The organism is Paenarthrobacter sp. PH39-S1 (assembly GCF_030063245.1).
Classification (GTDB): domain Bacteria; phylum Actinomycetota; class Actinomycetes; order Actinomycetales; family Micrococcaceae; genus Arthrobacter_M.
Genome location: NZ_JASISR010000013.1, coordinates 69,404 through 95,264, shown reverse-complemented (window position 1 = coordinate 95,264; position 25,861 = coordinate 69,404). Strand labels below are relative to the sequence as shown.

Annotated in this window: 21 protein-coding genes; 13 read left to right on the top strand and 8 right to left on the bottom strand. The window is 65.9% G+C overall.

All coding sequences use genetic code 11. The features are described 5' to 3' along the window. Nucleotides 1-115: 115 nt before the first annotated feature. Entirely contained in the window at nucleotides 116-1,336 is a 1,221-nt protein-coding gene (locus QMG52_RS10270) for a cysteine desulfurase family protein (protein WP_283560312.1), read from the top strand. A gap of 140 nt (nucleotides 1,337-1,476) precedes the next feature. Continuing rightward, complete coding sequence (gene mnmA / locus QMG52_RS10265) at nucleotides 1,477-2,721, top strand: tRNA 2-thiouridine(34) synthase MnmA (RefSeq protein WP_283560311.1); 1,245 nt, start codon at nucleotides 1,477-1,479, stop codon at nucleotides 2,719-2,721. Between the two features lie 126 nt (nucleotides 2,722-2,847). Here the strand turns inward: mnmA and QMG52_RS10260 are convergent, their stop codons facing one another. Beyond that, nucleotides 2,848-3,348: a DUF488 domain-containing protein gene (locus tag QMG52_RS10260; protein WP_283560343.1), complete on the bottom strand. Its 501-nt coding sequence runs from the start codon at nucleotides 3,346-3,348 to the stop codon at nucleotides 2,848-2,850. Between the two features lie 440 nt (nucleotides 3,349-3,788). Between QMG52_RS10260 and QMG52_RS10255 the strand changes: the two genes are divergently transcribed. The 5 genes from QMG52_RS10255 to QMG52_RS10235 all read left to right on the top strand — a co-directional run bounded on the left by QMG52_RS10255 (nucleotide 3,789) and on the right by QMG52_RS10235 (nucleotide 10,481). Next, nucleotides 3,789-5,432, top strand: coding sequence for an ABC transporter substrate-binding protein (locus QMG52_RS10255; RefSeq protein ID WP_283560310.1), 1,644 nt, complete (start codon nucleotides 3,789-3,791; stop codon nucleotides 5,430-5,432). A 191-nt stretch (nucleotides 5,433-5,623) separates the two neighbouring features. After that, nucleotides 5,624-6,715 (top strand): ABC transporter permease, encoded by a 1,092-nt coding sequence (locus QMG52_RS10250; protein ID WP_283560309.1) that lies wholly within the window; start codon nucleotides 5,624-5,626, stop codon nucleotides 6,713-6,715. Nucleotides 6,716-6,717: 2 nt separating this feature from the next. Continuing rightward, nucleotides 6,718-7,695: an ABC transporter permease gene (locus QMG52_RS10245; protein ID WP_283560308.1), complete on the top strand. Its 978-nt coding sequence runs from the start codon at nucleotides 6,718-6,720 to the stop codon at nucleotides 7,693-7,695. Then, nucleotides 7,692-9,389, top strand: a complete 1,698-nt coding sequence (locus QMG52_RS10240) for an ABC transporter ATP-binding protein (RefSeq protein WP_283560307.1) — start codon at nucleotides 7,692-7,694, stop codon at nucleotides 9,387-9,389. The genes QMG52_RS10245 and QMG52_RS10240 overlap by 4 nt, the downstream gene beginning before the upstream one ends. Before the next feature lie 177 nt (nucleotides 9,390-9,566). Continuing rightward, nucleotides 9,567-10,481, top strand: coding sequence for a CAP domain-containing protein (locus QMG52_RS10235; RefSeq protein ID WP_283560306.1), 915 nt, complete (start codon nucleotides 9,567-9,569; stop codon nucleotides 10,479-10,481). A 171-nt stretch (nucleotides 10,482-10,652) separates the two neighbouring features. Here QMG52_RS10235 and QMG52_RS10230 read toward each other — a convergent pair whose 3' ends face one another. Continuing rightward, nucleotides 10,653-11,306, bottom strand: a complete 654-nt coding sequence (locus QMG52_RS10230) for an NADPH-dependent F420 reductase (RefSeq protein WP_283560305.1) — start codon at nucleotides 11,304-11,306, stop codon at nucleotides 10,653-10,655. Between the two features lie 178 nt (nucleotides 11,307-11,484). Here QMG52_RS10230 and QMG52_RS10225 point away from each other — a divergent pair, with 178 nt between their 5' ends. Further along, nucleotides 11,485-11,949, top strand: coding sequence for a chorismate mutase (locus tag QMG52_RS10225; protein ID WP_283560304.1), 465 nt, complete (start codon nucleotides 11,485-11,487; stop codon nucleotides 11,947-11,949). Next, complete coding sequence (locus tag QMG52_RS10220; RefSeq protein WP_283560303.1) at nucleotides 11,946-13,010, top strand: uroporphyrinogen decarboxylase/cobalamine-independent methonine synthase family protein; 1,065 nt, start codon at nucleotides 11,946-11,948, stop codon at nucleotides 13,008-13,010. Before QMG52_RS10225 ends, QMG52_RS10220 begins: the two co-directional genes overlap by 4 nt. Nucleotides 13,011-13,020: 10 nt before the next feature. Here QMG52_RS10220 and QMG52_RS10215 read toward each other — a convergent pair whose 3' ends face one another. From QMG52_RS10215 to QMG52_RS10190, 6 genes are all read right to left on the bottom strand, one after another. Beyond that, nucleotides 13,021-13,734 (bottom strand): DUF4166 domain-containing protein, encoded by a 714-nt coding sequence (locus tag QMG52_RS10215; protein ID WP_283560302.1) that lies wholly within the window; start codon nucleotides 13,732-13,734, stop codon nucleotides 13,021-13,023. Nucleotides 13,735-14,042: 308 nt separating this feature from the next. Continuing rightward, complete coding sequence (locus QMG52_RS10210) at nucleotides 14,043-15,335, bottom strand: DUF58 domain-containing protein (protein ID WP_283560301.1); 1,293 nt, start codon at nucleotides 15,333-15,335, stop codon at nucleotides 14,043-14,045. Between the two features lie 12 nt (nucleotides 15,336-15,347). Then, nucleotides 15,348-16,544 (bottom strand): AAA family ATPase, encoded by a 1,197-nt coding sequence (locus tag QMG52_RS10205; protein ID WP_283560300.1) that lies wholly within the window; start codon nucleotides 16,542-16,544, stop codon nucleotides 15,348-15,350. After that, nucleotides 16,541-17,938, bottom strand: coding sequence for a DUF4350 domain-containing protein (locus tag QMG52_RS10200; protein WP_283560299.1), 1,398 nt, complete (start codon nucleotides 17,936-17,938; stop codon nucleotides 16,541-16,543). The genes QMG52_RS10205 and QMG52_RS10200 overlap by 4 nt, the downstream gene beginning before the upstream one ends. Continuing rightward, the gene (locus QMG52_RS10195) at nucleotides 17,935-18,636 is read right to left on the bottom strand and encodes a DUF4129 domain-containing protein (RefSeq protein WP_283560298.1); all 702 of its coding nucleotides are present in this window, start codon (nucleotides 18,634-18,636) and stop codon (nucleotides 17,935-17,937) included. Before QMG52_RS10195 ends, QMG52_RS10200 begins: the two co-directional genes overlap by 4 nt. Further along, a complete protein-coding gene (locus QMG52_RS10190) occupies nucleotides 18,615-19,841 on the bottom strand; it encodes a hypothetical protein (RefSeq protein WP_283560297.1) in 1,227 nt (408 codons plus the stop codon). The genes QMG52_RS10195 and QMG52_RS10190 overlap by 22 nt, the downstream gene beginning before the upstream one ends. A gap of 310 nt (nucleotides 19,842-20,151) precedes the next feature. Between QMG52_RS10190 and mtrA the strand changes: the two genes are divergently transcribed. The 4 genes from mtrA (at nucleotide 20,152) to QMG52_RS10170 (ending at nucleotide 25,731) form a co-directional block, all read left to right on the top strand. Next, nucleotides 20,152-20,826, top strand: a complete 675-nt coding sequence (mtrA, locus tag QMG52_RS10185; RefSeq protein WP_283560296.1) for an MtrAB system response regulator MtrA — start codon at nucleotides 20,152-20,154, stop codon at nucleotides 20,824-20,826. 22 nt (nucleotides 20,827-20,848) lie between these two features. Then, nucleotides 20,849-22,825 carry an MtrAB system histidine kinase MtrB gene (gene mtrB / locus QMG52_RS10180; protein WP_283560295.1) on the top strand — a complete coding sequence of 659 codons (1,977 nt, stop codon included), beginning with the start codon at nucleotides 20,849-20,851 and terminating at the stop codon, nucleotides 22,823-22,825. Continuing rightward, entirely contained in the window at nucleotides 22,825-24,540 is a 1,716-nt protein-coding gene (locus tag QMG52_RS10175; protein ID WP_283560294.1) for an LpqB family beta-propeller domain-containing protein, read from the top strand. Before mtrB ends, QMG52_RS10175 begins: the two co-directional genes overlap by 1 nt. A 255-nt stretch (nucleotides 24,541-24,795) precedes the next feature. Continuing rightward, on the top strand, nucleotides 24,796-25,731 hold the full coding sequence (locus QMG52_RS10170; protein ID WP_283560293.1) for a ComF family protein: 936 nt from the start codon (nucleotides 24,796-24,798) through the stop codon (nucleotides 25,729-25,731). Nucleotides 25,732-25,861 lie beyond the last annotated feature (130 nt).

The following is a 25,861-nucleotide window of genomic DNA, read 5'->3' as shown; positions in this document are numbered from 1 at the left end:
ACTGTGTTACGCAGCCTTCGGGGCCTGCGCGGATCGGGCCGGAACGCACTCGCGCTGCAGCGGGGCATTGAGTCCCTCCGCAACGGACCCTCCAGCGGCGCGGTAGAATTGTCCGATGCCCGTGTATCTTGACCATGCGGCAACCACGCCTATCTCCGGGCCCGCGTTGGCCGCACTAATCCACGAACTCAGCCGCAGCGGCAACCCCTCGTCGCTGCACGGCTCCGGTCGGCGTGCCCGGGCCGTGGTGGAGCAGGCCCGGGAAACCCTGGCCGCGGCCGCCGGTGCCCATCCGTCCGAGGTCATTTTTACGTCCGGCGGGACCGAGGCGGACAACCTGGCCGTCAAGGGGCTTTTCTGGGCCCGTCGTGCTGCGGATCCGGCCAGGACGCGGATCTTGGTCTCCTCCGTGGAGCACGCCGCCGTGCAGGACACGGTGGCATGGCTGGAAAAGCATGAGGGCGCGGAGGTGGTCTGGCTGCCGGTGGACGGCGACGGCGTGCTCCGCCTGGATGCGTTGAAGGCAGAGCTCGACGGCGGCGCGGAGTCCGTGGCGCTGGTCACCGTGATGTGGGCCAACAACGAGGTGGGCACGGTCCAGCCGATCGCGGGGGTAACGGCGCTCGCAGCCGGGCACGGCATTCCGGTGCATTCGGATGCCGTACAGGCCTTCGGCTCGATCCCGGTCGGCTTCGACTCCTCGGGACTCGCGGCGATGTCCGTCAGCGGCCATAAAATCGGCGGACCCGTCGGGGTTGGCGCCCTGTTGTTGGGTCGTGCGGTTAAATTGGTGCCGGTCCAGCACGGCGGTGGCCAGGAGCGCGACGTTCGGTCCGGCACCCTGGATACCGCATCGATCGCTGCCTTCGCGGCGGCGGCCCAGGACGCCGTCGGGCATCTGGCCGCGGAAAGTGCCAGGATCGCTGCCCTCCGCGATGCGCTGATCGCCGGTGTGCGGGCCACCGTCCCGGATGCCGTGCTCCGCGGCACCGACCCCGGCCGGAACCCGGCAGGCAGGCTTCCGGGCAACGCGCACTTCACATTTCCCGGCTGTGAGGGCGATTCGCTGCTGTTCCTGCTCGACATGGCGGGCGTCGAATCCTCCACCGGCTCGGCCTGCACCGCCGGCGTTCCCCGGCCCTCGCATGTGCTGCTGGCGATGGGCCTGAGCGAGGAGACGGCCCGCGGTGCCCAGCGCTTCAGCCTGGGACATACATCGGTCCCAGTCGACGTTGAAAAGTTCATAGCCGCCCTGCCGGACGCTTATGCGCGGGCAAGACAGGCCGGCATGGCCTCCCATATGTCGAATATTCAAACAGCCAGCACCCAGCGGTGAGCCACTTTGCCGCTGGCTGCGACCGCTGGCCGGGACCCAATGGCCGCGAGCACTGGTCATGACCCAATGACCGCAACAACGCCCGGCCGCGGTCGGTTTCGACCGGCTCAAGCACCGAACCACCAATTGAGAGGGACCTAATGCGAGTACTAGCCGCCATGAGCGGGGGAGTGGACTCGGCCGTAGCGGCCGCGCGGGCCGTTGACGCCGGGCACGACGTCGTCGGCGTTCACCTCGCACTCTCCCGCATGCCCGGAACCCTGCGGACCGGCAGCCGCGGCTGCTGCACGGTTGAGGACTCCAACGACGCCTGGCGCGCCTGCGACAAGCTCGGCATTCCGTATTACGTCTGGGACTTCTCCGAGCGGTTCAAGGAGGACGTGGTCCAGGACTTCATCGACGAGTATGCCGCCGGCCGTACCCCCAATCCCTGCATGCGCTGCAACGAACGGATCAAGTTCGCCGCCCTGTTGGAGAAGGCCCTCGCGCTGGGCTTCGATGCCGTCTGCACCGGGCACTACGCCAAAGTGGTCGACGACGGGAACGGCAACAAGGAGCTGCACCGCGCCGCGGACTGGGCCAAGGACCAGAGCTACGTGCTCGGTGTGCTGACCCATGAGCAACTCCAGCACTCGATGTTCCCGCTGGCGGACACCCCGTCCAAGGCCGAGGTCCGTGCCGAGGCCGAACGCCGTGGCCTGTCCGTGGCGAAGAAGCCGGACAGTCATGACATCTGCTTCATACCCGACGGCGACACGGCCGGTTGGCTGGCCGAGAAGATCGAGATGAGCACCGGGGACATTGTCGACGAGTCCGGGACCAAGGTCGGCGAGCACCCCGGCGCCAATGCGTTCACCGTGGGCCAGCGCCGCGGCCTGAAGCTGGGCACACCGGCCGCGGACGGGAAGCCGCGCTTTGTGCTGGAGATCCGGCCCAAGGAGAACAAGGTGGTGGTGGGGCCGCAGGCGTTGCTGGCGGTCGACGAGATCCGCGGCATCAAGCTGTCCTGGGCCGGCGTGCCGATCCCCGCGGCCGTTCCCGGCCCGGTGGCTGAGCCACGTTCCGTGGTCGACCCGGTGGGGGATGAGCCCGTGGGGCATGAGCCAGCGCGGACACGGGCTGACGGGACAACGTGCGGGTCGGTATCTGAGGAATTTGACTGCTACGCGCAGGTCCGCGCGCATGGCGACCCCGTTCCGGCCCGTGCGTGCGTCGAAGTGACGGCCGACGACGACGGCGGGTTGCGTGAGGAGCTGCTGGTGACGCTGATCGAGCCGCTGCGCGGGGTTTCCCCGGGACAGACGGTCGTCCTGTATCAGGGAACCCGTGTGCTGGGCCAGGCGACCATCGATACGGCGCGCTCGCTGGCCCGACCGGCGCTCTAGCCTGATGTTAACGGCCGGGTCCGGCCTGAGGAGGCTCTTGTGCCGGTGATTGGGACGGGTGCCGTGGGAATTTCCCTGGCGCTTGTCCATATCCACGGCATGGCAGAGTCCGGCCGGGGATGTCGGCTAGCCGGGATTTTGTTCCGGGGGATAAGTCACCGTGGTGCCTTCGATCCGGGCGAACGAGGTCAAGGTGTGCGGTTTGGCGGATTTTCCGCTCATGATGTCCAGCACTTCGATGCCGCGCACCAGCAGCGCATCACCGATCAGTGACCGGTGGCAGCGCCAAGGAACGGCTTCCGCGCACATGACGGCTGTCGGAGCCTTGTCCGCCATTGTCATCAGCTTTTCGAGGCCCGCGGCAAATTCATTGGTCTGCATGTAGTCCGCGTAGCCGCGGAATGAGGCGTTGCGCCAGGCGCCGTTGATTCCGGTCGCACTGTCTTTCCTGGCGTGGCGCAGGCCGCCGAGAGCTTCCAATCGATGGTATGCGATCCCGTTCTCCGGAAGGCTTGCGGCCAGTGCTTCCGAGATGAATTGCGGGTTGTGGCGGGACCTGGGCACGGTGCGGACATCCACCACCATTTCGACTCCGTGCGATTTGAGCAGCGCGACAAACTCTTCGATCGGATGCGTTGAATGGCCGACCGTGAAGATCTGTTTCTTCTTGATGGGACTTCCAACTTTCGGGTCGGCTCGGCTGGTGGCCCCGGCCCCAGTCTGTCGCTTCGATGTCTCCTGCGACCCTATCCAGAATCGACGGTTCCGGCCAGCCCCCCTCCGGCCAGCCCCCCTCCGGCCAGCCCGCCCCTCCGGCCAGCCCGGCAGGACAATCAGGGGGACTCCGTCCTGGCAGCTGTTGTCCGCAGTTGAGGACCGCATTTCCTGTGGCTCGCCAGCCAGCGCTGCTTCGCGAGGATAACCATCTGGTTGCAACTTTTGTTGTTGGGGGAAAAACTCCTTCCGGTCTGGTAGAAACGAGGGATCACGATTGTGCGCTCCCTCACAGGCAATTCCTCACGAAGGTGTTGGGCCGCGCATTGCACTTCCGACAAGAAAGATCCCACATGGCTAAGAAAAAGATAGGCCTGCGCTACCTCATGGCCTTCGCCGGAGTCTCCGCGCTGGCACTGACTGCCTGCACTGGACCCACTGCCGGTACCTCCGCAAGCAACACGGCAGGCTCCAGCGGGGCGCCCATCTCCTTCGGCACCACGGACAAGGTGACCTTCCTTGATCCCGCCGGTTCATACGACAACGGTTCCTTCATGGTGATGAACCAGATCTACCCGTTTGTGCTCAACTCCAAGCCCGGCAGCGCAGATCCACAGCCGGACATGGCGGAGTCGGCGTCGTTCACCACGCCTACCGCCTACACCGTGAAGCTGAAATCCGGTCTCAAGTGGGCCAACGGCGATACCCTTGATTCCACCGACGTGAAGTTCAGTTTTGACCGTCAGCTGAAGATCAATGATGCCAACGGTCCCGCCGCATTGCTGGGCAACCTGGCCACCGTGGACGCTCCCGATCCCACCACCGTGGTCTTCAACCTCAAGAAGGGGAACGACCAGACCTTCGCCCAGGTGCTGTCCAGCCCTGCCGGACCGATTGTGGACCACAAGGTGTTCCCGGCGGACAAGGTCATGAACGATGAGGACATCATCGCGGCGAAGGCGTTCGCCGGCCAGTACACCATTGAGACATACAAAAAGAACGAACTGATCAGCTTCAAGGCCTACCCGGATTACAAGGGACTGCTGGGCAAGCCCGCGACGGACAACGTCACGGTCAAGTACTACGCGGATTCCAACAACCTGAAGCTCGATGTACAGCAGGGCAATGTCGATGTGGCATCCCGGAGCCTGACGGCCACCGACATCGACAGCCTAAAGAGCTCCAACAAGGTCAACGTCGATGTCGGCCCCGGCGGTGAGCTGCGCTACATCGTCTTCAACTTCAACACAATGCCGTTCGGTGCCACCACGCCCGAGGCGGACCCCGCGAAGTCCCTGGCAGTCCGGCAGGCCGTGGCGGACTCCGTTGACCGGCAGGCGATTGCAGACCAGGTCTACAAGGGCACCTACCTGCCGGTGTACTCCTACGTCCCGCAGGGCTTTGCCGGAGCGATCGAGCCGCTGAAGGAGATGTACGGCGACGGGAGCGGCAAGCCCAGCGCGGATAAGGCCAAGAAGGCGCTGTCCGATGCCGGCGTCAGCACCCCCGTGTCCCTGAACCTGCAGTACAACCCGGACCACTACGGAACCTCGTCCGGAGACGAGTATGCGGCGGTCAAGGACCAGTTGGAGAAGACCGGGCTGTTCAAGGTCAATCTGCAGTCCACAGAGTGGGTCACCTACACCAAAGACCGGGTCAAGGACGCCTACCCGCTGTACCAGCTGGGTTGGTTCCCGGACTACTCGGACGCGGACAACTACCTGACCCCGTTCTTCGCCGGGGATGCCTCCAGTTTCCTGAAGAACCACTATGCCAACCCCGCCGTCGCGGACCTGATCAGCGAGCAGGTCACCACCGTCGACAAGGCAGCGCGGCAGAAAATGATCGAGCAGATCCAGACGGATGTCGCCAAGGATCTTTCCACCCTGCCCCTGCTGCAGGGCGCACAGGTCGCGGTATCGGGCAAGGACGTTAAAGGTGTCGCCAGCACGTTGGACGCATCGTTCAAGTTCCGTCTGGGCGTGCTGTCCAAATAGTCCCTGGTAGGGATAAACCCTGAAATAAAGTACGGACTGCCGGTTGGGGAGGCGGGGTGGCCACCGGCGCCCCGCCTCCTTGCATGAGGGCCGGCGTGGCGCCTACCGGCGCCCCGCCTCCTGGCATGAGAGCCGGAGCTCCGCAGAGGCGGACCGCCGCGGGCAGGCGGACACAACAGAACTGGGTAGTTATGACAACGTTGATTGACGCACCGCCGCAAGAGGAAGATGGGCTTCTTCCTGCCAAGAGATCCAAAACCGGCGGCGGGCTTGGCAAATATTTGGTCGTCAGGTTTTTCCTGATCTTCCCCACGATTTTCATCCTGATCACCATGGTCTTTTTCCTGATGCGGATCACCGGCGATCCGATCACCGCGGCGCTCGGTGGGCGCCTCCCACCCGACGCCCTGCAGGCGAGGATCCACGAGGCCGGCTATGACAGGCCCATCCTGGTGCAGTACACCGAATATCTGGGTCAGATCGCTACGGGCAATTTCGGCCGCACCATCTCGGACAACCTCAAGGTCACGGATATGCTCGCGACCTACGGGACCGCGACCCTGGAACTGGCGATCAACTCACTGGTGGTGGCGTTGATCATCGGCATTCCGCTGGGCATGGTGGCCGCCAAATACCGCGACAAATGGCCCGACGCGGTCCTGCGGGTCTTCGCCATCCTCTCCTATGCGACCCCTGTTTTCTTCGCCGGCCTGCTGCTGAAGCTGATTTTTTCCGTCGGATTGGGCTGGCTGCCCGTCGCGGGCCGGGCCAAATCGGGCAATGAGATCGCCCTGACGGCGTTGGCGAATCCCTCGGGAATTTACTGGCTTGATGCCATCCGCAGCGGCAACATGGCTGCGCTGGGAGATGTGATGGCGCACGCCGTACTGCCTGCCATCGCGCTTGGCCTGCTGACCGGTGGCGTCTTCCTGCGCCTGGTCCGGACCAACGTGATCGGCACGCTGAGCAAGGACTATGTCGAGGCAGGCCGGTCCCGCGGTATCCGGGAATTCCGGCTGGTGACCAAACATGCGTACAAGCCGGCGCTGATTCCCATCATCACCGTGATGGGCCTGCAGATCGCCTTGCTGCTCGGCGGCGCCGTGCTGACGGAAACGACCTTCGAGTGGAAGGGCCTGGGCTTTCAGCTGGCCCAGTACCTCACGGCGCGCGACTTCGTTGCGGTGCAGGGGATCGTGGTCCTGCTGGCAGTGATAGTGGCGCTGACCAACTTCGTCGTGGACGTCGTCGCCGCCCTGATCGACCCGCGAGTGAGGTACTGAAGATGAGCAGAAAAGACGGTTCCCTTATCCAGCGCCTGCCCGTGATCTCCCACCTGCGCAAGAGCGTGGGGCTGCAGCGCGGCATGTTGGTCACCGGTCTGATCATCAGTGCGTTGTTCCTTCTGACGGCGGCGCTGGCACCGTTGATCTCCCCCTACGGCTTTGCCCAGCACTTCGACACCCAGCAGCCGCCGTCGTCCGCACACCTGTGGGGCACGACGTCGGGCGGTTACGATGTGCTCTCCCGAGTGGTCTGGGGGACGCAGACCGCGGTCCTCGTCATTGTCGTTGCCGTGATTCTGTCGATTTTCCTGGGCGTCGCCCTCGGTCTGGTCTCCGGCTACATCGGCGGCTGGCTGGACCGGATCCTGGTCGTGATCGCGGATGCCATCTACGCCTTCCCCACCCTGCTGCTTGCCATCGTCATGTCCATTGCGATCAGCCAGGGCCGCTCCAGCATGCTCGGGGGCATTATGGCGGCGGCCATCTCCATTACGGTGGTGTTCATCCCGCAGTATTTCCGCGTTATCCGGGCGGAGACCATCAGGCTCAAGGCGGAGCCGTTCGTGGAATCAGCCATGGTGGTGGGCGCCTCATCAGTGCGGATCATGGCCCGGCACATCTACAAGAACGCCACCCGGACACTGCCGTTGATCTTTACCCTGAACGCCTCCGAAGCCATCTTGACCCTGGCAGGCCTCGGATTCCTGGGTTTTGGGATCGAACCGTCCTCCGCCGCCGAGTGGGGTTACGACCTGAACAAGGCCCTCTCCGATACCACCGCCGGCATCTGGTGGACGGGTGTCTTCCCGGGAGCGGCCATCGTTCTCACCGTGCTGGGCCTGACCCTGGTGGGCGAGAGCATGAACGATCTGAACGATCCACGGCTGCGCGGCCGCCGACGTGCCGGCAAAACGGCTCCCACTGCCACAGCCGGCCCCACCGCGAACAGCACCCCTGAGAACGAGGTAACGGTATGAGACGCCATGCAGAGCAGCTGGATGAGGTTAGCGACGTGACGGACGGCCCGGTGCTGAGCATTGAGCACCTGAAGGTCACCTTTGCCACGGACACCGGCGACGTCAAAGCGGTCGACGACGTCTCCCTCACAGTAGCGCCCGCCGAAATCGTCGCCATCGTCGGTGAGTCAGGATCGGGCAAAACGGTTACCGCGAAAACCATCCTGGGGCTGCTGCCGGAGACGGCCATCAGCTCCGGGGCGGTGCTGATCAGCGGCAACAACGTGATCAGCGTGACGCCGCGGCACCTGCGCCAGATCCGCGGTCAGGAGGTAGCCATGGTGTTCCAGGAGCCCTCCACGGCGCTGAACCCGGTGTTCACCGTCGGCTGGCAGATTGCCGAGGGGCTGCGCGCGCACGGAAAGGTCAGCAAAAAGGCGGCCCGGGCCCGGGCCATCGAGGCGCTGGGCAAGGTGGGCATCCCGGAGCCGGAAAAACGGGTGGACTACTATCCGCACCAGTTATCCGGTGGGCAGAAACAGCGGGTGGTGATTGCCGCGGCGCTGGCGCTCAATCCCGGGCTGATTGTCGCGGATGAGCCCACCACGGCGCTGGATGTCACCGTCCAGGCCGAAATTCTGGAGCTGCTGCGGGACTGCCGCGACATCTTCGGCACGTCAATCGTCCTGATCACGCACAATATGGGCGTGGTGGCGGATCTTGCGGACCGGGTGGTGGTGATGTATCAGGGCGATGTGGTGGAGGAAGCCGACGCCATAACGCTCTTCGCCTCACCGAAACAGGATTACACCAGGAAGCTGCTGGCGGCCGTCCCTCATCTGGGCCGCAATTCCGCCTCGGCGGGGCTGACGGAGCGGGCGCATCAGGATTCGGAGGTGCTTGTGCAGGCCCGGGATCTGGTCATCGAGTACCCTGGCCGGCTCGGTACTCCGGCGTTCCGGGCCGTCGACAGCGTGAACTTCAGCATTTCCGCCGGTGAAGTCTTCGGCCTGGTGGGGGAGTCCGGTTCCGGGAAGACGACCATCGGGCGGGCCATCGCCGGGCTGAACAAGACCACGGGCGGATCGCTGAAGGTCCTCGGCTACGAAATGCTCAATTTCCGTGAGCGGAGCTTCCGGCCGCTGCGCAAGGAGATCGGCTTCGTGTTCCAGGATCCTGCGGCCTCCTTCAACCCACAGCTGTCCATCGGTGAATGTGTCGCGGAACCGATCCTGATCCACGAAGACCGGTCACCGGCGGACGTGGACAAGCGTGTTGCCGAACTGCTGGAGGCGGTTCAGCTGCCCAAGTCCTACGCGGACAGGTACCCGCACGAGCTCTCCGGCGGCCAGCGGCAGCGCGCGTCATTGGCCCGGGCGCTGGCGCTGAACCCGAAGCTGCTGATCGCCGACGAGCCCACGTCGGCGTTGGATGTTTCGGTGCAGGCCAAGGTGTTGGAGCTGTTCAAGGAGATTCAGGCCGAGTTCGGGTTCGCTGCGCTCTTCATCAGCCATGACCTCGCCGTGGTGGATATCCTCTCGCACTGGGTTGGCGTGTTGTATAAAGGCAAGATGGTGGAGCAAGGGATCGGCAGCGAGGTGATGGGCCGTCCGCAGGACGACTACACGAAGCGGCTGATCGCGTCCCTGCCGGTGCCGGATCCGGCGGAGCAGGCGAAACGGCGTGAAGCACACAGGGCCCTCCTGCTCAGCTGACACCCCTGCCGGCGGCTTTGGACCCTGGCATTCCTGCCGGGGTACAAGGCCGCCTCGGGACTCTGGCATACTTTGAGAGTTATTTCCCGGTCCGCAGTAGGGCGCCGGCGGCTGGCTGGGAATCCGATCATGCCTGCCCGATTCTGCGGACCGTCCGACACAAGGAATACAGGTCTCATGAATAGGCACACCGTGCGACGCTCAGCCATGCCCGCCGCCACCCTGGCGGCGCTGGCTATGCTGGTCCTCTCAGCACCGTCCGCCGTTGCTGGGCCCGCACCGGTCGCCAAGGAAATGCGGCCAGCAGCCGTTGTACCCGCCTCCCTGTACAGCGACAGCTTTGCCAGACAGGTGTTCGATTTGATGAACGCCAAGCGCGCGGCGACAGGTGTTGCACCGCTGAAGTGGAACCAGAGCATCGCGGATGTATCCCAGGATTGGTCAGACCATCTCGGCGTGGTCACCCGCGACCCCAATTTTGACTTTGCCACCATCCACAGGCCGGCTGGCACGGGCAAGCAGATACCGCGCGGGGCCACGTGGTACAGCGAAATCATCGCCTTCAATTTCACCCCCGCGGCCGTGGTCAACTGGTGGATGGATTCGCCCTCGCACAAGGCTGCGATGCTGGATTCCAGAGTGACCGATGCCGGGCTCGGCATCACGGTTCCCACCGCAGGCCCCTATAAGGGCTGGCGCCTCGTCGTGTCCAATCTCGCCGGATATCCCGGTTCCAAGCCGCCGCCCGCTGCCAGCGGCAGTCCCGCCACGGGGGCGGCCCCGATTCAAGCAAAGGCGGCCGCTAACCCGGGCCTCAGCTCTGCAAGCGCGGGCGTCATTTGTGGACTCGTCCGCGGGGGCTGCTACCAGAACTACCGCAATGGCGTCATCATTTGGTCACCGGCTACCGGTGCCCGCATTTCGATCGGCGGCATCCGTAAGACATGGGCGTCCACGGGGTTCGAAAACGGCCGCCTGGGTTACCCGACCACGAACGAATACTCGATCGGCCGAGGAAACGTGGCCCAAGACTATCAAGGTGGCCGCATTTCCTGGACGCACGGAACAGGTGCGTCCATTAGTTACCGCTGATCACCTGACGGACAGTGGAAGACTTCCAATGGCCCCCGTCTGTTCAAGGCCACCCGGCGCGTCGGTTTCCCGGAGGCACACCGCGCGCTGCTGCACAGCCGGTGCACGCACCGGAACATCAGCCCGAAAAGCACTGCCGCACCGACTGGATCGGGCACCGGATCCTTCCGGTCAGGAGACGACCCTGAAATTGAAACTGGCGTGGCCCAGGTTCCCCATCAGCCTCAGCCAGAGCGGCAGGTACATTTCCATCCCCCGGGCGCCGTCCAGGCCGCCGAGATCACGGATGTGCCCGGGCTGCCAGCCGATCTCCTGCAGCAGGCCGACGACGACGGCCTTCGCGTCGTCGTCGTTTCCGGCAAGAAATACGTCATGGTCCCCGCCGGCCACCAGTTGAGGGTCCACCATGACGGGCGCTGCCATGGTGTTCAGCGTCTTGACAACCATGGCGTCCGGAAAGACGCGCTGGATGGATTCAGCCAGGCTGTCGGTATTGAGGACCGACAGCGACGGCGGGAATCCGGCGGAAAAATCCAGCGCGTTGGCGACATCGATCAGCACCTTACCCGCCAGATTCCGGGCGCCGCAGGCGTTAAGTGCCAGCAGCGACGATGCGCCGGCCGTGGCATTGACGATGACGTCCGACCCTTCCGCGGCGCCGGAGAAACTCGCCGCTCGGGCCTTAGCACCGGCCGACACGACCCACTCGGCCGCTGTCGGATTGGCGGCGTCGCGCGAGCCCATGGCCACAGTGTGTCCCAGGGCGGTGAATTTGCTCCCCAGCGTCCGGCCAACCGGTCCTGTGCCGAGGACTGCAATCTTCATGATGGCTCCTTCTCCGGTGCCGCGCAGCCGGGTACTCGGATTGTCCTCAGCAGCGGCGGCTTCCTACATGTCAACTACAGCACAGGCGGCGGCGCTGTCAACAGCTGCGGGACCCCGGACGAATCCCTGCGGGCGGCCACATTGCTTGTGACGACGGCCCACCACTTAGACTAAAACAATGACCGAACCGACCCATCGGCACGAGGCCGTACCGGATTTTGACCCGACCGCCAGCTCGCTTGCCGGCCATGTTGCCCCCGAGGTTATGGCCGAGCTGCTCTCGATGCGCTCCAGCATCGACAATATAGACGCGACGTTGGTGTATCTGCTCGCGGAGCGGTTCAAGGCCACCCAGCGGGTCGGTTTCCTTAAGGCGCAGCACCGGCTCCCGCCGGGGGATCCGGGACGGGAGGCCGCGCAGATCGCGCGGCTGCGGGCGTTGGCCGAGTCGGCGCATCTGGATCCCGCCTTCGCGGAGAAGTTCCTGAACTTCATCATCAGCGAGGTGATCCGCCACCATCAGGCCATTTCGGAGAGCCATTCCGAGGCCCTGCGGACCGGGGCGACGCCCGTTGTGAACGCCAACGGCACGCACTTCGCGGCGGGAACAGCGGCCGACGACGGCGGCTCAGCCGCGCGGTGAGTGCCCCTTTGGACACCGGTTCCGAGCCGGCAGAGCCGACGACCCGATCCGTCACCGCCACCGCCCTCGGCAGCTGGCCGGGAACAGACCCGGTGGAGGCTGCCCTGATCACCCTCGGTGAACTCGGCGATCCGCATCTGCCGTATCTGGTGCAGCTGCCGGACCGGGGGATAGGCTCCGACGCGGTGGGACGGACCGCTGCGGTGCTCATCGAGCTGCCGGTGGACGTGCAGCCCTTCGGCTGGCGGCTGGTGGACCGGCCCGGCGCCGATCAGCGCCGGGCGGTCTCGGCGCTGTCCACTGATATTAACGTCCTGGCCGACGTCGTGGGCGCGGAGGAGCAGCCCGGGCACGAGCTGAAGATCCAGCTGTGCGGACCGTGGACCATGGCCGCCTCGCTGTATACGCATTACGGCGAACGCGCCCTCCTGGATGTCGGGGCGCGGCGGGAAATCACTGAGTCCCTGGCGGCCGGCATCGCGGAGCATCTGGCCCGCGTGCGCTCAGCCGTTCCCGGGGCGCAGCTGACCCTGCAGCTCGATGAACCGGAGATCGCCCGGGTCCTGGCCGGCACCATTCCCACGGCCAGCGGCTACCGAACCTTACGCTCCATCGCCGCGCCGGAGGTTTCCCAGGGCTGGGAGCTGGTGTTCGCCGCGGCGAAGGCCGCCGGAGCGGGTCAGGTGGTGCTTGCGCTGCCGGGAGCCGACGCCCCGATTGGTGCGGCGTTCACCGCGGGGGCCGACGGCGTCGCGCTGGCCTTGGGCGCGCTGGCGGCGGGAGACTGGGAACAGCTCGCCGGTGCCGTGGAAAACGGGAAGCAGGTGTGGGCCGGCGTCATCGCGTCCGCGGACCACGCCGCGGAACTGCCGCAGGTGTCCCGGCTGGTGGAGAGGGTCATGCGGCCGTGGCGAGGGGTGGGGCTGCCGGCACGTCAGCTCTCGGCACTGCGCCTGACGCCCGCGGCCGGCTTGGCCGGCCATACGCCGTCGTCCGCGCGTGCGGTCCTGACGCGGCTGACGGATGCCGCCCGCGCGCTCAACGACGTGCGCACCGAATAGGCGCTACCCGTCAGACCCTGGCTTCCCACTGGGCCGGCTGGGCGTAGGAGGGCAGCGACCCCAGCACGCCGTGGGCGGCGGCTTCGTGGGCCGGGTACGGCACCAGCGTGTAGTCGAAACTGCCGGCATAGACCAGCACCACACCGAGCTGGGGCTGGATCACCTTCACCTGGATCCGGTGGCGTTCCGTTCCACGGTCCCACCATTGCTGCGCATACGCCCTGGCATCCAGCAGGGCCGGAAGCGGCAGCCGGACCTTGCCCGCCAGCAGCCGGGACCGTTGTGAGACACCGCGCAGCAGGCCGTCCGGGGTGACGCTCACGTTCAGGTCCGTCACGAGCCGCCGGTACTTGCCGACATAATCCACCAGCGTGTTCCGGCTGCCGGTAGTCTGCAGGCTTGTGGTGTCCTGGAACAGCCGCGTCACATGCGGGAAGCTAATCTCGCGGCGGGCAGTCAGGCTGGCGCGCCCGAACGGGTCCAGATGCGCATGGTTTTCGATCCGGAAGGGAACCGCCGTGCCATATTCGGGAAAGAATGCCTCCTCGCCGGTGCTCAGTTTCAGCAGCGGACGGAGCCACGGCTGCGGGCAGCCGGCGACGTCGAAGGTGCCGTTTCCTACGCCGTAGCTCCCCGAGCCGGGTTCCAGCGAGAAGTAATCCTGGACCTCGGGCTGGAGCCGGCGGAAATCCTCGCCCAGGGCCTGTTCATAAATACCGCTCATGCGTTAACCCTACTGCCCCATGGCGGGCCACCGAGGCGGGCTGGCCGGGAGGCGGGCTGGCTGGGGCGACGGGCTGGCCGGGAAAGCGGGTTTGAGGGGCGACGGGCTGGCCGGGAAAGCGGGTTGGAGGGGCGACGGGCTGGCCGGGAAACTGCTGGCTGGGGAGGCTGCTGGCTCGGAAACTGCTGGCTGGGAGGCTGCTGGCTCGGAAACTGCTGGCTGGGAGGCTGCTGGCTGGGGAAGCCGGTTGACCGGACGGGCTCGGTACCGGGATGGATGTCCGGCCCGGATGTACGCAGGCGGCCCGGTCAGAGCCGGCCGGCAGCCTTGAGCCGGATGTACATGTCCGCCAGCCTCGGCGGAAGCTCGTGCGGGTCCTCGTCCACCACCTCGACGCCGAGCGTTCGGATCAGCGCAGTGAGTGCTTCCCGGTCCAGCAGCGCGCGCTCGGCGGCTGCCGCACGGTAGACATCCGACGCCGTCGTTCGTTCAGCACGCAGCCGGCCCAGCAGCGGGTCCCGTACCGCGGCCACCACGACGACATGGTCGGGTGCCAGCTGGGCCAGCATCGGCAGCAGGCCTTCCTCCGCCGCCCCCGAGTCGAGCGCGGTCAGCAGGACCACCAGGGAGCGGTGGGCGGAGACGGCGCGGATCCGGCCGGGAATCTGCTGCCAGTCCATTTCTATCAGCTCGGAGCGCAGCGGGGCCATCGCCTGGACCAGGGCGCCGAGCAGGTTGCCCTTCGTCGTTGACCCGGCCTGCACCCGGATCCGGCGGTCGAAGGCCAAAAAATCCACCCGGTCACCGCCTCGCTCGGCGAGTACCGCCAGCAGCAGGGCGGCCTCGATCCCGGTATCGAGCCGCGGCTCATCCTCGATCCGGGCAGCGGAGGTCCGGGAGGTGTCCAGCAGGATGACGACGCGCCTGTCCCGCTCGGGCCGCCAGGTTCGGACGACGACGCCCTGCCGCCGGGCGGTGGCCCGCCAGTCAATGGAGCGCACGTCATCACCGCGGACGTAGTCGCGCAGGGAATCGAATTCGGTGCCGGCACCGCGGATCTGGACGGCCGCCCTGCCATCGAGTTCGCGCAGTTTCCGCAGCCTCGAGGGCAGATGCCGCTTGGAGTTGAATGGCGGAAGGACCCGCAGGCGGCCCGGTGCAGCGATCGTCAGCTGTCGGGCGGCCATCCCGAGCGGGCCGTAGGAACGAATGGTGGTGTGCGGGGTGTGCAGGTCACCGCGCCGGGTGGGCCGCAGCCGCACGGTGATCCGGGACCGTTCGCCCGGCGGAATGAGCACCCGCTGGCGCGGGTTCAGCGCGTTGGCCGAGGGTTGCCACGCCTCGCGCACCAGCGCGCGCATCCTCCGGCGGGAACCGTTGGCGATCGTCAGGACCGAGCTGGTGCTCTCACCGAGCCGGACGCTGTCCGGCAGGGTGCGGCGCAGCACCACTGTGCGCGCCGACGCCGCCAGGACGAGATCCAACGCCAGCACCACCGCCAGCAGCAGCAGCCATAGGAAGATGGTTGCTGCTGCCGGGAATAGCAGCAAGGGGATCAGGCCCGCCAGCGCCAGCAGCACAAACCTCCCGGTAATCGCCATCGCAATCCCCGGTCAGCGCGGCACGGGGACGGTGGCCAAAATATGCGCCAGCACGTCGTCCACGCTGACCCCGTCCATCTGCGCTTCGGGCCGCAGGCCCACGCGGTGACGGAGTGCCGGCAGCGTGAGGGCCTTGACGTCGTCGGGCGTGACAAAACTCCGGTCTGATAGCCAGGCCCAAGCGCGGGAGGTGTTCAGCAGGGCGGTCGCGCCACGGGGCGAGACACCGAGCTGAAACGACGGCGCAGCCCGGGTGGCCCGGACCAGATCCACGATGTAGGCGAGCACTTCGGGGGAGATGCCGACCTTGTTCACCGCATTTCTGGCCCGTTCAAGCTCCGCGGCCCCGGCCACGGAACGGACTCCGGCCGCCGCGAGATCCTGCGGATCGAACCCGAGACTGTGCCGGCGGACTACCTCAATTTCGTCGTCGCGGCCCGGGAGCGGCATCGTCAGCTTCAGCAGAAACCTGTCCAACTGCGCCTCTGGCAGCGGATACGTGCCCTCATATTCGACCGGGTTCTGGGTGGCTGCCACCATGAACGGTGCCGGCAGTTTTCGTGATACGCCGTCCACCGAGACCTGGTGTTCTTCCATTGCCTCCAGCAATGCGGCCTGGGTTTTCGGAGGGGTCCGGTTAATCTCATCGGCGAGCAGAATATTGGTGAAGACCGGGCCTTCACGGAAGCTGAAATTAGAACTGTGGGCATCATAGATCAGCGAGCCGGTCACATCGCCGGGCATCAGGTCTGGCGTGAACTGGATGCGTTTGGCATCCAGGCTCAGCGCAGTGGAGAGGGTGCGGACCAGCAGCGTTTTGGCCACGCCCGGGACGCCCTCCAGCAGCACGTGGCCCCGGGCCAGCAGTGCGATCAGCATGCCCGTGACCGTTGCATCCTGCCCGACGACGGCCTTGGCGACTTCCGTGCGCACGTTCAACAACGCCTGCCGCACCGGATCGAGGCTCCGGGGCTGGTGCCGCGGGGCCGCGCCCGCCAGCGGGCTGCCCGCCGGCGGGCTGCCCGCGGGGCGGCCGGGTTCCGCGGTTTCCGCCGGACCGGTCGGCGGCAAAGGCTGTGGCTGCGGCGTGAACGGCTGCGTGGCTGCGTACTGGGCTGCCAGGGAGGCCAAATTGGGGGCAAATTGCTCCGGCACCGGTGCAGATGGCAAACCCACAATGGGCTGCCCGTCGGGATACTGTTCGCTCATCTGGAGGTGACTTCTTTCTCTAGTACGTCGAGGTCCCGTGCCCAGCGCAGCAGCGCCGCATCGGTGCCCGGCTTGGCCTGAATCAGCTGCGTCAACTCTTCGGCGGACCGCCCGGTTTGGGCGCTGATCGAGGCGACAACATCGTCTCTGGACGCCCCCGGACCCAACCGAAGATGGTGTGCCATCCGTAGCAGCGAACCCGCCCGCAGGCTGGCGGCCGCAGTGCCGACAGCACCGGCATCTTGGTAAAGACGGGCGCGCCCGGCGGCCGTTTCAGAAGCCTGCACCACAACCGGCAGCGGTTCCGGCACCAAGGGCCCGTCGCGGCGGCCCTTCCAGAGCATGCCGAGAACGGCCACGATCAGCAGCCAGATCCCGGCCGGGACCCGCCACTCGGGGGTGAGCTGGGCGAGGTCTTTCGGGGTTTCGGCCTGGGCTAAATCCTGCAGCGACGGTGTATACCAGAGCAGATTCCTGGCCTTGCCAAGGGTGCGCAGGGCGAGGGCGGCATTGCCGCTGGTGCCCAGCTTGTCGTTGCTGAGGACCGCACGGTTGCCGAGGACGATGGTGCGCCCATCCGCGCTAGCTGCGTAGAGTCCGGCGCGATCTCCGGTGTCAGCGGGACCACCGGCAGGGGAGCCAGCGCCGTCGGGCATGGCTCCACCGCTGTCGGGCGTGCCGCCGTCCGGAAAACAGGTCACCGGGCCGCGGTAAACCGTGCCGCCGTCGGCGCTGATGGCCCCGGCAGCCTCGGCGTCCGTCATGCCGCAGGCCGCTGCGGCAGTGGCGGCCTGGAAGGATGCAGCGCCGGCTACGGTGATTGAACCGCCGACCCCGGCCAACGTTAGCGGTCCGGGTTCCACCAGCACCAAAGTGCTGCCGGTTCCGGCCAGCCGCTGGAGCTGATCGTGGTCGAGCAGGCCTGACGGATCGAAGAGCAGGACCGTCGTAGCGGCGGCCCCGTCCTTCTGCACGGTGCTAAGCGTCGCCGCGAGGGTGTCCGTTGCGGTGACGCTGACGCCGCGCTGCCGCAGGATCTGTACCGCGGCCATGGCGCCCTCGGGGGCCGGATTGTCCGCAGCGAGTTCGCCGGCGCTGCGCTGCTCCCGGCTGCCGAGTACGAAAAGAGTCAGGGTCACCAGCACGAACAGCGCACCGACAACCAGCCAGAAGCGGTGCTTTCCCAGGGTGGCACGGAAGCGTCCCGAGCCGGTGGAGAGGCCACCGCGGTAGAGGTCACCGACGGAGGGGCCACCGGTTGAAGCGGATTCATGGATGTCGGCTGCCTCACTCCGAACTCCAGGCAGGGCGTTTCCCTGGCCTTCCCCGGTCACCGGCGGCGCCTCGTGCGCGGCCACCGGGACTGCGCCGGGCGGCTGAAAGGGAGTGCTCATCGCCGAGCCACCGCCGAACCGGGGCCGTCGTCGTATTCCGGAGTTTGCTTCACTAAAGTCTGCTCCAGTGCGAGCAGTCGGTCATAGTCCGCCGCCGCGGGGACCGCCTTCCCGTAGCGCACGCCGTTGAACAACCCCGCCGAAGCGAGCAATTCATCGCGGTGCCCGGCGAAGGCGCCGACGAGCCGGGCCGTGACTTCATCCGCAGTCCGGCCAGGCTGCGGATCAAGGACGGCGCGCTCCTCGGACGCGCGGACCAGCGCCCTGAACTGTTCGGCGACGGCGCCCGCATAATCGCCGCCCCCTGCGGCCTGCGCTGCCAGCTTCCGGTGTTCAGCCGCGGTGAGGGGCACATCGTTTTCGAAGAGGTCGGCGGCGGCAACTTGTTTCCGGTTCAGTCGCGGCCGAACCAGCCACACAGCGATCGCGGCCAGTACCAGCACCAGCAGGCCCAACAGCACCAGGCCCAGGTTACCGTTGATGGCGGAGAGCCCATTCAGCAGATCCCGGAAAAATTTGACGATCCGCTGCAGGATCAGCTCCGCCAGACCGGGCCTGGCGTCTTGGTAGACCTTCTTGGACAATTCCTCTTGGGCCCATCTGCGCGCCTCATCGCCGCCCGGGATGACCGGTACGTCGGCGCGCACTAAGGCCGGATACGGGCCGCCGGAGACTATCATTTTGGAGCTGCGGGCCATGTCCTGGCTGCCGGTACAGCGCCGGGGATGCCATCCGGATCGCTTCCTGGGCCGCCTTCGTGCTCCTTCATCAGCACAATGTCGAAGCCTTCCGTGCGCATCCGCAGGTTCACATAGATCAGGGCCAGCACGCCGGCTTGGAACGCCAATGCGACAGCGCCGATCACGCTGGAGACAAGCAGGGATATCACCTGCCCGACGACGGCCTGCAGAATCAGCTGCTCTTCGGTGGGATTGGCGTTGATGAGCATAGTGACGATGCTGACGACGAAGCCCACGGCCGTGGAAATGCCTCCGGTGATGGCGCCGACGATCAGGCTCGCGACGATCGAGGTGCCGAAGGTGCGCCACCAGCTGTTGCTGGTCAGCCCCCAGGACCGCGCAACGGCGTGGAAAATGCCGAGATTCTCCACGATCATGGCGGCCGGAGCCACGAGCAGCTTGGTGCCGATCCAGATGAATCCGGCGATCATGGCCAGCACCAGGGCTACGGTGATGAGGGCGCCGCCGACGCCCAGATTGGCGACGAGCAGTACTGCGACGAGGACGACGATTGCGATCACGACGCTCGCGCCTAGCATATAGAGCAGGGACAACCCGATCAGCGAACCGATGCGGCGGCGGGCCAGCGACCACATTTGTTTGAAGGTGGTGGTGCGGTTGAGTACGGCGCGGGACACCGGGATCACCAGGACGCCCTGCAGGATCATCTGGGTGAGCGTCTGGAGCAGGACCGCTATCAGCACGGTGGCCCCGGCGCCGACAACGAAAGAGACTATCTGGCTTCTGGACGCGGTTCCTTCGATCAGCGGCTGATACAAGGTGCGGCCGCTGAAGAATACCGCCAGCAGGACGACGGTCAACACAGCGGAAAAAGCTTGGACCAGCAGTGCCGAACCGAACATCGCCTTGCCGTTGCGCCGCGCGGCTTGGAATGCGCCATCGAGGATCTCACCAAGTCCAAGTGGCCGCAGCGGAATGACACCGGGCTTCGGCGGCGCAACATACTGCTGGTAAGCGGGGAACGGCTGTTGCGGCCCGGGCTGGGGCGGCCCTCCCGGCGGCCCGTATTGACCCCATTGTGGGGCCTGCCCCCATTGGGGTGCTTGGCCCCATCGGGACGGCTGGTCCCATTGCTGGTTGGGCCCGGGCTGGTCGGGCCCGCTGGCGCGACCCCCGGTCGGTTCGTCCGGTTCCTGCGTCATGATCTTCTCCCCATCTGAACGCAGCCAATCTCCCAATGCGCCGGCGGTAAACCGGTGCCGGATCCTGACTCTCGGTTCAGCCTATCGGCACCAGCCGCCGTCGGCCATTATTGGGCTTTGGCATCGGCTCCTCCCTGGACCGCTGCCAAAGGTAAGGAACCGGCCGGTTTTCGTTGGGACTGTTTCGCCACCGAGGAATCTCACGGCGTGACCAGCGGTAGTTAGTGATCTCGCGCCACGGGGGAAGGTGCGGGCGACCTCGGACGGGGGCAAACAAGACATTGGTGAAGGGATAGGCGAACATATAACTATGAAGGCACGCATTCTGGTAGTTGATGATGACGAAGCACTGGCGGAGATGATTGGCATTGTGCTGCGCAATGACGGGTTTGAACCGTTCTTTTGTGCCGACGGAGCGCAGGCACTGGCCGCATTCCGTTCGGCCAAACCAGATCTGGTCCTGCTGGATCTGATGCTTCCGGGCGTCGACGGGATCGAGGTATGCCGTCAGATACGGGCCGAATCCGATGTGCCCATCGTGATGCTGACGGCTAAGGCCGACACGTCCGACGTCGTCCGCGGTCTCGAATCCGGTGCCGACGATTACGTGCCGAAGCCTTTCAAACCGGCGGAACTGGTGGCTCGGGTGCGGGCACGGCTGCGTCCGGGCGATCAGAAGGCACCGGAGACGCTGGCGATCGCGGATGTGACGATCGATGTCGCCGGACATGTGGTGCGACGGGCGGGGCAAAAGATTTCCCTGACCCCGCTGGAATTTGATCTGCTGGTGGCGTTGGCCCGCAAACCGTGGCAGGTATTTACCCGCGAGCTGCTGCTGGAACAAGTCTGGGGATACCGACATGCGGCCGATACCCGGCTGGTGAATGTCCATGTCCAGCGGCTCCGTTCGAAGATTGAGCAGGATCCCGAGGCCCCCGAAGTTGTGCTGACGGTCCGCGGCGTGGGCTACAAGGCCGGGCAATAGAGCGGCGATCCGGCAGGCGCGGATGACTAACGTTCAAAACCACAGGGCGCACGACGAGGCCGTGCCCGGCGCACCCGTCGGCGGTATCCTCCGTGGCACTGCTGCCGACGGCCGCGACGCTGTGCGCGGGGACCGGAATGCTGTGCCGGGCGACCGGGAGGCTGTGCCCGATCCGGACATATCCGGCCCGGGCAGCGCCCCCGGAACCGGCGCCGTCGCGCCCGACGGTCCCGGCGCCGTCGTCCGCACGCTGGCCGTCGTTCGCCGCATCCCGGGGTGGCTGCGGCTGGCGTGGACCGCGGTGCTGCCGGTGCTGCGGCCGGTCGGGAGATGGCTGGATCGGCGGCGGCTCTCGGTCCGCCGCCGCTGGCGCACCTCATTGCAGTTCCGCACCGTACTGGTGACCCTGCTGATCGCATTTATCGCGTTGGTCGGTGTGGGTGCCTACCTGTCCAGCCAGATTGCCAACGGTCTCTTTCAGGAGCGGCTGCAGCAGGCCAAACAGGAATCTTCCCGGGGCATTACGCAGGTCCAGGAAAGCTTTGACAATGCGCAGCTCAGTGACGTGCCAGCCGCATCCACCTATGTCAGGGACACCTTGAAACTGCTGGAAGTTGGCGGCGCGGACGACACCCGGAAGTACCTGATGGTGCTGGTGCCAGGGCAAAGCAATTCACTGTTCGTTGCCACCGTGAGCTCCGGCGGGATCACGCCCGCCATTATTCCGGACGGGCTGCGCAAGGCGGTTCAGGAAAATTCCGGTCAGTATTGGCAGTCAATGTCTCTGAGCGCCGGAAGCAGCGAGGAGCATCCGGCCGTGGCGATCGGCAGTAATGTCAATCTGCTCGGGACCAACTACGAGCTGTATCTGATCTACGACCTCAACAACGCCCAGTCCACGTTGAACTATATTCAGTCCGTGTTGTGGCTGGGTGGGGGCATCCTGTTGCTGTTGATCGGTGGCATTGCCCTGTACGTAACGCGCAACGTTGTCCTCCCGATCAGTCAGGCCGCGGCGGTCTCGGAAAAACTCGCGGCCGGCGAACTGCAGGAGCGCATGGTGGTCAAGGGTGAGGACGAAGTGGCGCGCCTGGCCACCTCATTTAACCGCATGGCCAACTCGTTGCAGGAACAGATCACGCAGTTGGCCATGCTTTCGCACATGCAGCAGCGTTTTGTCTCTGATGTGTCGCATGAACTCCGAACTCCGCTGACCACGGTGCGGATGGCCGCGGAGGTACTCTTCGACGCCCGGGCAGCCTTTGACCCGGTGAACAAACGCTCCGCCGAGCTGCTGTACCACCAGGTTGAGCGCTTCCAGGCGCTGCTGTCGGATCTGCTGGAAATTTCCCGCTTCGATGCCGGGGCCGCCGTGTTGGACGCGGAGCCCGGCGACATCTACGCGGTGATCCACAACGTCCTCGAGGGAGCCCAGCCGTTGGCGGAGCAATGCGGTTCCACCCTCACCGTTATCGACAGTACCGAGGAGTACGGCAGCGTGGTGGATATGGACCCCCGACGGATTGACAGGATCCTGCGGAATCTGGTGGTCAATGCCCTCGAACACGGGGACGGGCTGGCCGTGGAACTCTATCTGGCCTCGGACGCGGACACCATCGCCGTTGCCGTCCGCGATCACGGCATCGGCATGTCCGCCAGCGACGTGGCACGCGTTTTTGACCGTTTCTGGCGCGCCGATCCGGCCCGCGCGCGCACCACCGGGGGCAGCGGACTGGGCTTGTCCATAGCCACGGAGGACACCCGACTGCACGGTGGCTGGCTGGAGGCCTGGGGTAAGCCGGCGGCCGGTTCGTGTTTCCGGCTGACCCTGCCGCGCCGCAGCGGAGTCGTGCTGGATCGTTCTCCGGTGGGCCTTCCGCCCGGGGACGACGACGACGCTACGGGTAACCTGCACCTCACCGGGCCGGCCGTGACGGCCGCGCAGTCCGAGTCGACGGTAACGGGGGCCATTTCGGTCCAGGGCAAGGCGGTTTTGTGATGAGTATCCGGTCCCTGCTGCGTCTTCTGGCTGCCGTCGTCGCGGTTCTGCTGTGCGCGGCCGGCTGCGCCGTTATTCCCAGCAGCGGTGCCGTAGGCAAGAGCGATCCGGTGGCCGGACGGAGTAATCCGATCAACATCGACTTCCGGCAGAACGCCCCTGTTCAGGGGGCAAGCCCCACGAGCATCATTGAAGGCTTTATTGCGGCCGGAACCGGCGTCACAGACGACTTTCAGGTGGCACGGCAGTACCTGGCACACAAAATTTCCGGCACGTGGCGGGCGGACGCGCGCACGCTGGTGTACAAGGAGACTTTCAAGGTCGTCAGCACGGGGACGGATTCGGACTTCAAAATTGATTTTTCGACCGAGTCCATGGTGGACGCGAACGGAATTCTCACACCCGCGGAGGCGGGTGCGGTGGAAACCGTGAAGTTCGGATTGGTCAAGGAGGACGGCGAGTGGCGCATCAGCAGCGTGCCGGACGGCATCATGCTGCAGTCAGCCAACTTTGCCACACTGTACAGCCCCTATTCGCTGTACTTCTATGACCCGTCGTTTGCCTATGCCGTGCCGGACATCCGCTGGCTGGCCGGTAAGGCCACCACCCGGGCAACGTCGATCGTGCGGGCCATGCTCGATGGCCCCGCGCCGTATCTCAAGGGCGCCGTTGCCAGCGCCTTCCCGGACGGCATCAGGCTGGTGCGGGACTCGGTCCCGATCAACAATGGAGTGGCCCAACTGGATCTGACTGCGCAGCCGCTGCTGGACGCCACCGTGAAGGCCCGCCAGCAGATGCAGGCGCAGCTGCTGCTGACCCTGCAGCGCAACCTCAACACGGTCACCTCGGTCACGCTCCGCGCGGATACCCGCGAAATTGACCTGGGGCCGCAGGAGTCGGGGCAGCCTGCTTTGGTGGTCAACCACCAGGTGCCGCACACCCAGGTCGGCATTTCCAAGGGCGAGCTGGTGCACTTCGACAACGGGCAGACGACGGCGATAGTCGGGCTGGCGTCGATGGCCAAGTACGGCCCGTCCCACCCGGCACAGTCCTATATCAAGCCGCTGTATGCCTTCCTCAATGCCGATCATAGTCAACTCTTCAGTGTGGTGCCCGGACAACTGGAGGAGGCCGGCGCCACCGGGCCTAACCTCACGGCGCCGTCGTTTTCGCCGCAGGACTGGGTCTGGACGGCAGCCGGTGACGGCGGTGGGCAGGTCATCGCGTTCCACCCGGACGGGAGCAAAGCGGGACAACCGGCTGCCGCAGTCGTGCTGTCAGTGCAGTGGCTGACAGGGCGGACGGTGACAAGCTTCCGGGTCTCCCGCGACGGCAGCCGCGCCCTGGTCATTTCCGAGCAGAACGGTGTCAGCAGCGTCCAGATCACCGGCATCCTGCGCGCCGGCGACGTGCCCAAGGACCTCACACCGCCCATCACGGTGGTGAGTTCCGTGAATCCGAGCTTCGGTGCATGGGTCAGCGAGACCAGCATGGCAGTCATGCGGCCATCCGCGACGGGCCCCGTGGCGGTGGAAATTCTGGACCTGAAATCCGATCCGCAGCAGCTGGCGCCAATGGACGGTATGCGCTGGCTGAGTGCCGGCAACAGCTGGCTGGACCTGTACGCCCAAACGGATAAGGATATCTACGCGCGGCTGGGGAACGGTTGGGTGGTTCAGGCGAAGGACGTGACGGACGCGTCCTTCGCCGGCTGACCCAAGCTGATGCCGGAGCGTTGGCGGCCGGCGCATTCGTCCGCTGGGGCTGAAGCTGCCATCCGATGGCGTGTTGTCCTGCACACGCCATCCCCGGTCTCTTGACATCCACATCCGCGTTTTGCCGCCCTCGCGGAACCGCAACCCCCGTAGACAATGGGCAGATGGACAGTGATGCAGATGGACAGTGATGCAGATGGACAGTGCTGCAGATGGACAGTGATAAGGGACAGCGGCACCGGGATGGCGGCACGAATGGGCACTGAATTGAACGGATCGGCACTGCCCGACGGTGACGCACACGATGCTTCCGGACGGGGCAGGCCCAGGGGATCTCCCGCGCCGACAGGATCCCATCGTGCCCGGGCGGGAGCGTGGTGGCTGCGGTTCGTGCTGTGGCTGACCGCCGCGGGCCAGGAGCTGGCCGCCCTGCTGCTGCCCGCGGACTGCGTCGTCTGCGGTGCCGAGGACAGCTCGCTGTGCCGGGACTGTGCGCGGACCATGCGCACAGCGACGAACCGGCCCTTCCGCTCGGAAGAGAGCGCGCCGGCACTGATGGATGTGGATGGCACGGTGCTGCTGCCGTCGGTGGCGGCCGGCAGCTACCGTGACGAGCTTGCCCAGGTGCTGCTGGCTTTCAAAAACCACGGCCGGACCGATCTGGCCGCCAGGCTGGCCGGCCCGCTTGCTGGGGCCTTGTCTGCGGCGGTGGGCGACTGGCCGTTGACCGCTGACCGGCCCGTGCTCGTGGTGCCGGTGCCGACCAGCGGCAAGGGATTCCGCAAGCGAGGCTACGACCCGGTGTGGCTGCTGCTGCTCACCCTGCGCCGGCGTTCGGCCTTTCCACCGGGAACAACGACGTGCCGGGCCTTGAAACTGAGGTTCCGGCCGCCTTGGCGGCAGCTGAGCCAGAAGGGCTTGGGTCGCTCGGCGCGCCGGGCGAACGTGCGCAATTCCATGTATGTCCGCGGCAGGCCTGGATCGGCTCGCGCCCGGGCGTTGGAGGGCCGCCGGGTGCTGATCGTTGACGATGTGCTGACCACTGGTGCCACCGTCGCGGAGGCCGCACGCGCGCTGCGGTCCGCCGGGGCCGTAGTCGGCGGATCCGTGGTGCTGGCGGCAGCCGGAGGTCCGACCCGCGATGGCTCCGCACAGCTCACAGCCACTTCAAGGAAAGAAATGCGTGGCTAAAAGACGAATATCGGGGATACGTGGACTAGCGTGGTTAAACGGGTACCTCATAGAGGTTGACCACCCGTCGGCGGTCAAGCAATGGCTGGACGACATTGCGGGCCGTCGTGTCACCGAAGTCATTTGGAGG

Bases quoted from the DNA above. Each gene is read 5' to 3' on its own strand.
- QMG52_RS10235 (WP_283560306.1), top strand. From the start codon at position 9,567: ATGAATAGGCACACCGTGCGACGCTCAGCCATGCCCGCCGCCACCCTG.
- QMG52_RS10210 (WP_283560301.1), bottom strand. From the start codon at position 15,335: ATGGCGATTACCGGGAGGTTTGTGCTGCTGGCGCTGGCGGGCCTGATC.
- QMG52_RS10190 (WP_283560297.1), bottom strand. From the start codon at position 19,841: ATGACGCAGGAACCGGACGAACCGACCGGGGGTCGCGCCAGCGGGCCC.
- QMG52_RS10240 (WP_283560307.1), top strand. From the start codon at position 7,692: ATGAGACGCCATGCAGAGCAGCTGGATGAGGTTAGCGACGTGACGGAC.
- QMG52_RS10270 (WP_283560312.1), top strand. From the start codon at position 116: ATGCCCGTGTATCTTGACCATGCGGCAACCACGCCTATCTCCGGGCCC.
- QMG52_RS10215 (WP_283560302.1), bottom strand. From the start codon at position 13,734: ATGAGCGGTATTTATGAACAGGCCCTGGGCGAGGATTTCCGCCGGCTC.
- QMG52_RS10245 (WP_283560308.1), top strand. From the start codon at position 6,718: ATGAGCAGAAAAGACGGTTCCCTTATCCAGCGCCTGCCCGTGATCTCC.
- QMG52_RS10250 (WP_283560309.1), top strand. From the start codon at position 5,624: ATGACAACGTTGATTGACGCACCGCCGCAAGAGGAAGATGGGCTTCTT.
- QMG52_RS10225 (WP_283560304.1), top strand. From the start codon at position 11,485: ATGACCGAACCGACCCATCGGCACGAGGCCGTACCGGATTTTGACCCG.
- QMG52_RS10195 (WP_283560298.1), bottom strand. From the start codon at position 18,636: ATGGCCCGCAGCTCCAAAATGATAGTCTCCGGCGGCCCGTATCCGGCC.
- mtrB (WP_283560295.1), top strand. From the start codon at position 20,849: ATGACTAACGTTCAAAACCACAGGGCGCACGACGAGGCCGTGCCCGGC.
- QMG52_RS10230 (WP_283560305.1), bottom strand. From the start codon at position 11,306: ATGAAGATTGCAGTCCTCGGCACAGGACCGGTTGGCCGGACGCTGGGG.
- QMG52_RS10200 (WP_283560299.1), bottom strand. From the start codon at position 17,938: ATGAGCACTCCCTTTCAGCCGCCCGGCGCAGTCCCGGTGGCCGCGCAC.
- QMG52_RS10205 (WP_283560300.1), bottom strand. From the start codon at position 16,544: ATGAGCGAACAGTATCCCGACGGGCAGCCCATTGTGGGTTTGCCATCT.
- QMG52_RS10255 (WP_283560310.1), top strand. From the start codon at position 3,789: ATGGCTAAGAAAAAGATAGGCCTGCGCTACCTCATGGCCTTCGCCGGA.
- QMG52_RS10175 (WP_283560294.1), top strand. From the start codon at position 22,825: ATGAGTATCCGGTCCCTGCTGCGTCTTCTGGCTGCCGTCGTCGCGGTT.
- mtrA (WP_283560296.1), top strand. From the start codon at position 20,152: ATGAAGGCACGCATTCTGGTAGTTGATGATGACGAAGCACTGGCGGAG.
- QMG52_RS10170 (WP_283560293.1), top strand. From the start codon at position 24,796: ATGGGCACTGAATTGAACGGATCGGCACTGCCCGACGGTGACGCACAC.
- mnmA (WP_283560311.1), top strand. From the start codon at position 1,477: ATGCGAGTACTAGCCGCCATGAGCGGGGGAGTGGACTCGGCCGTAGCG.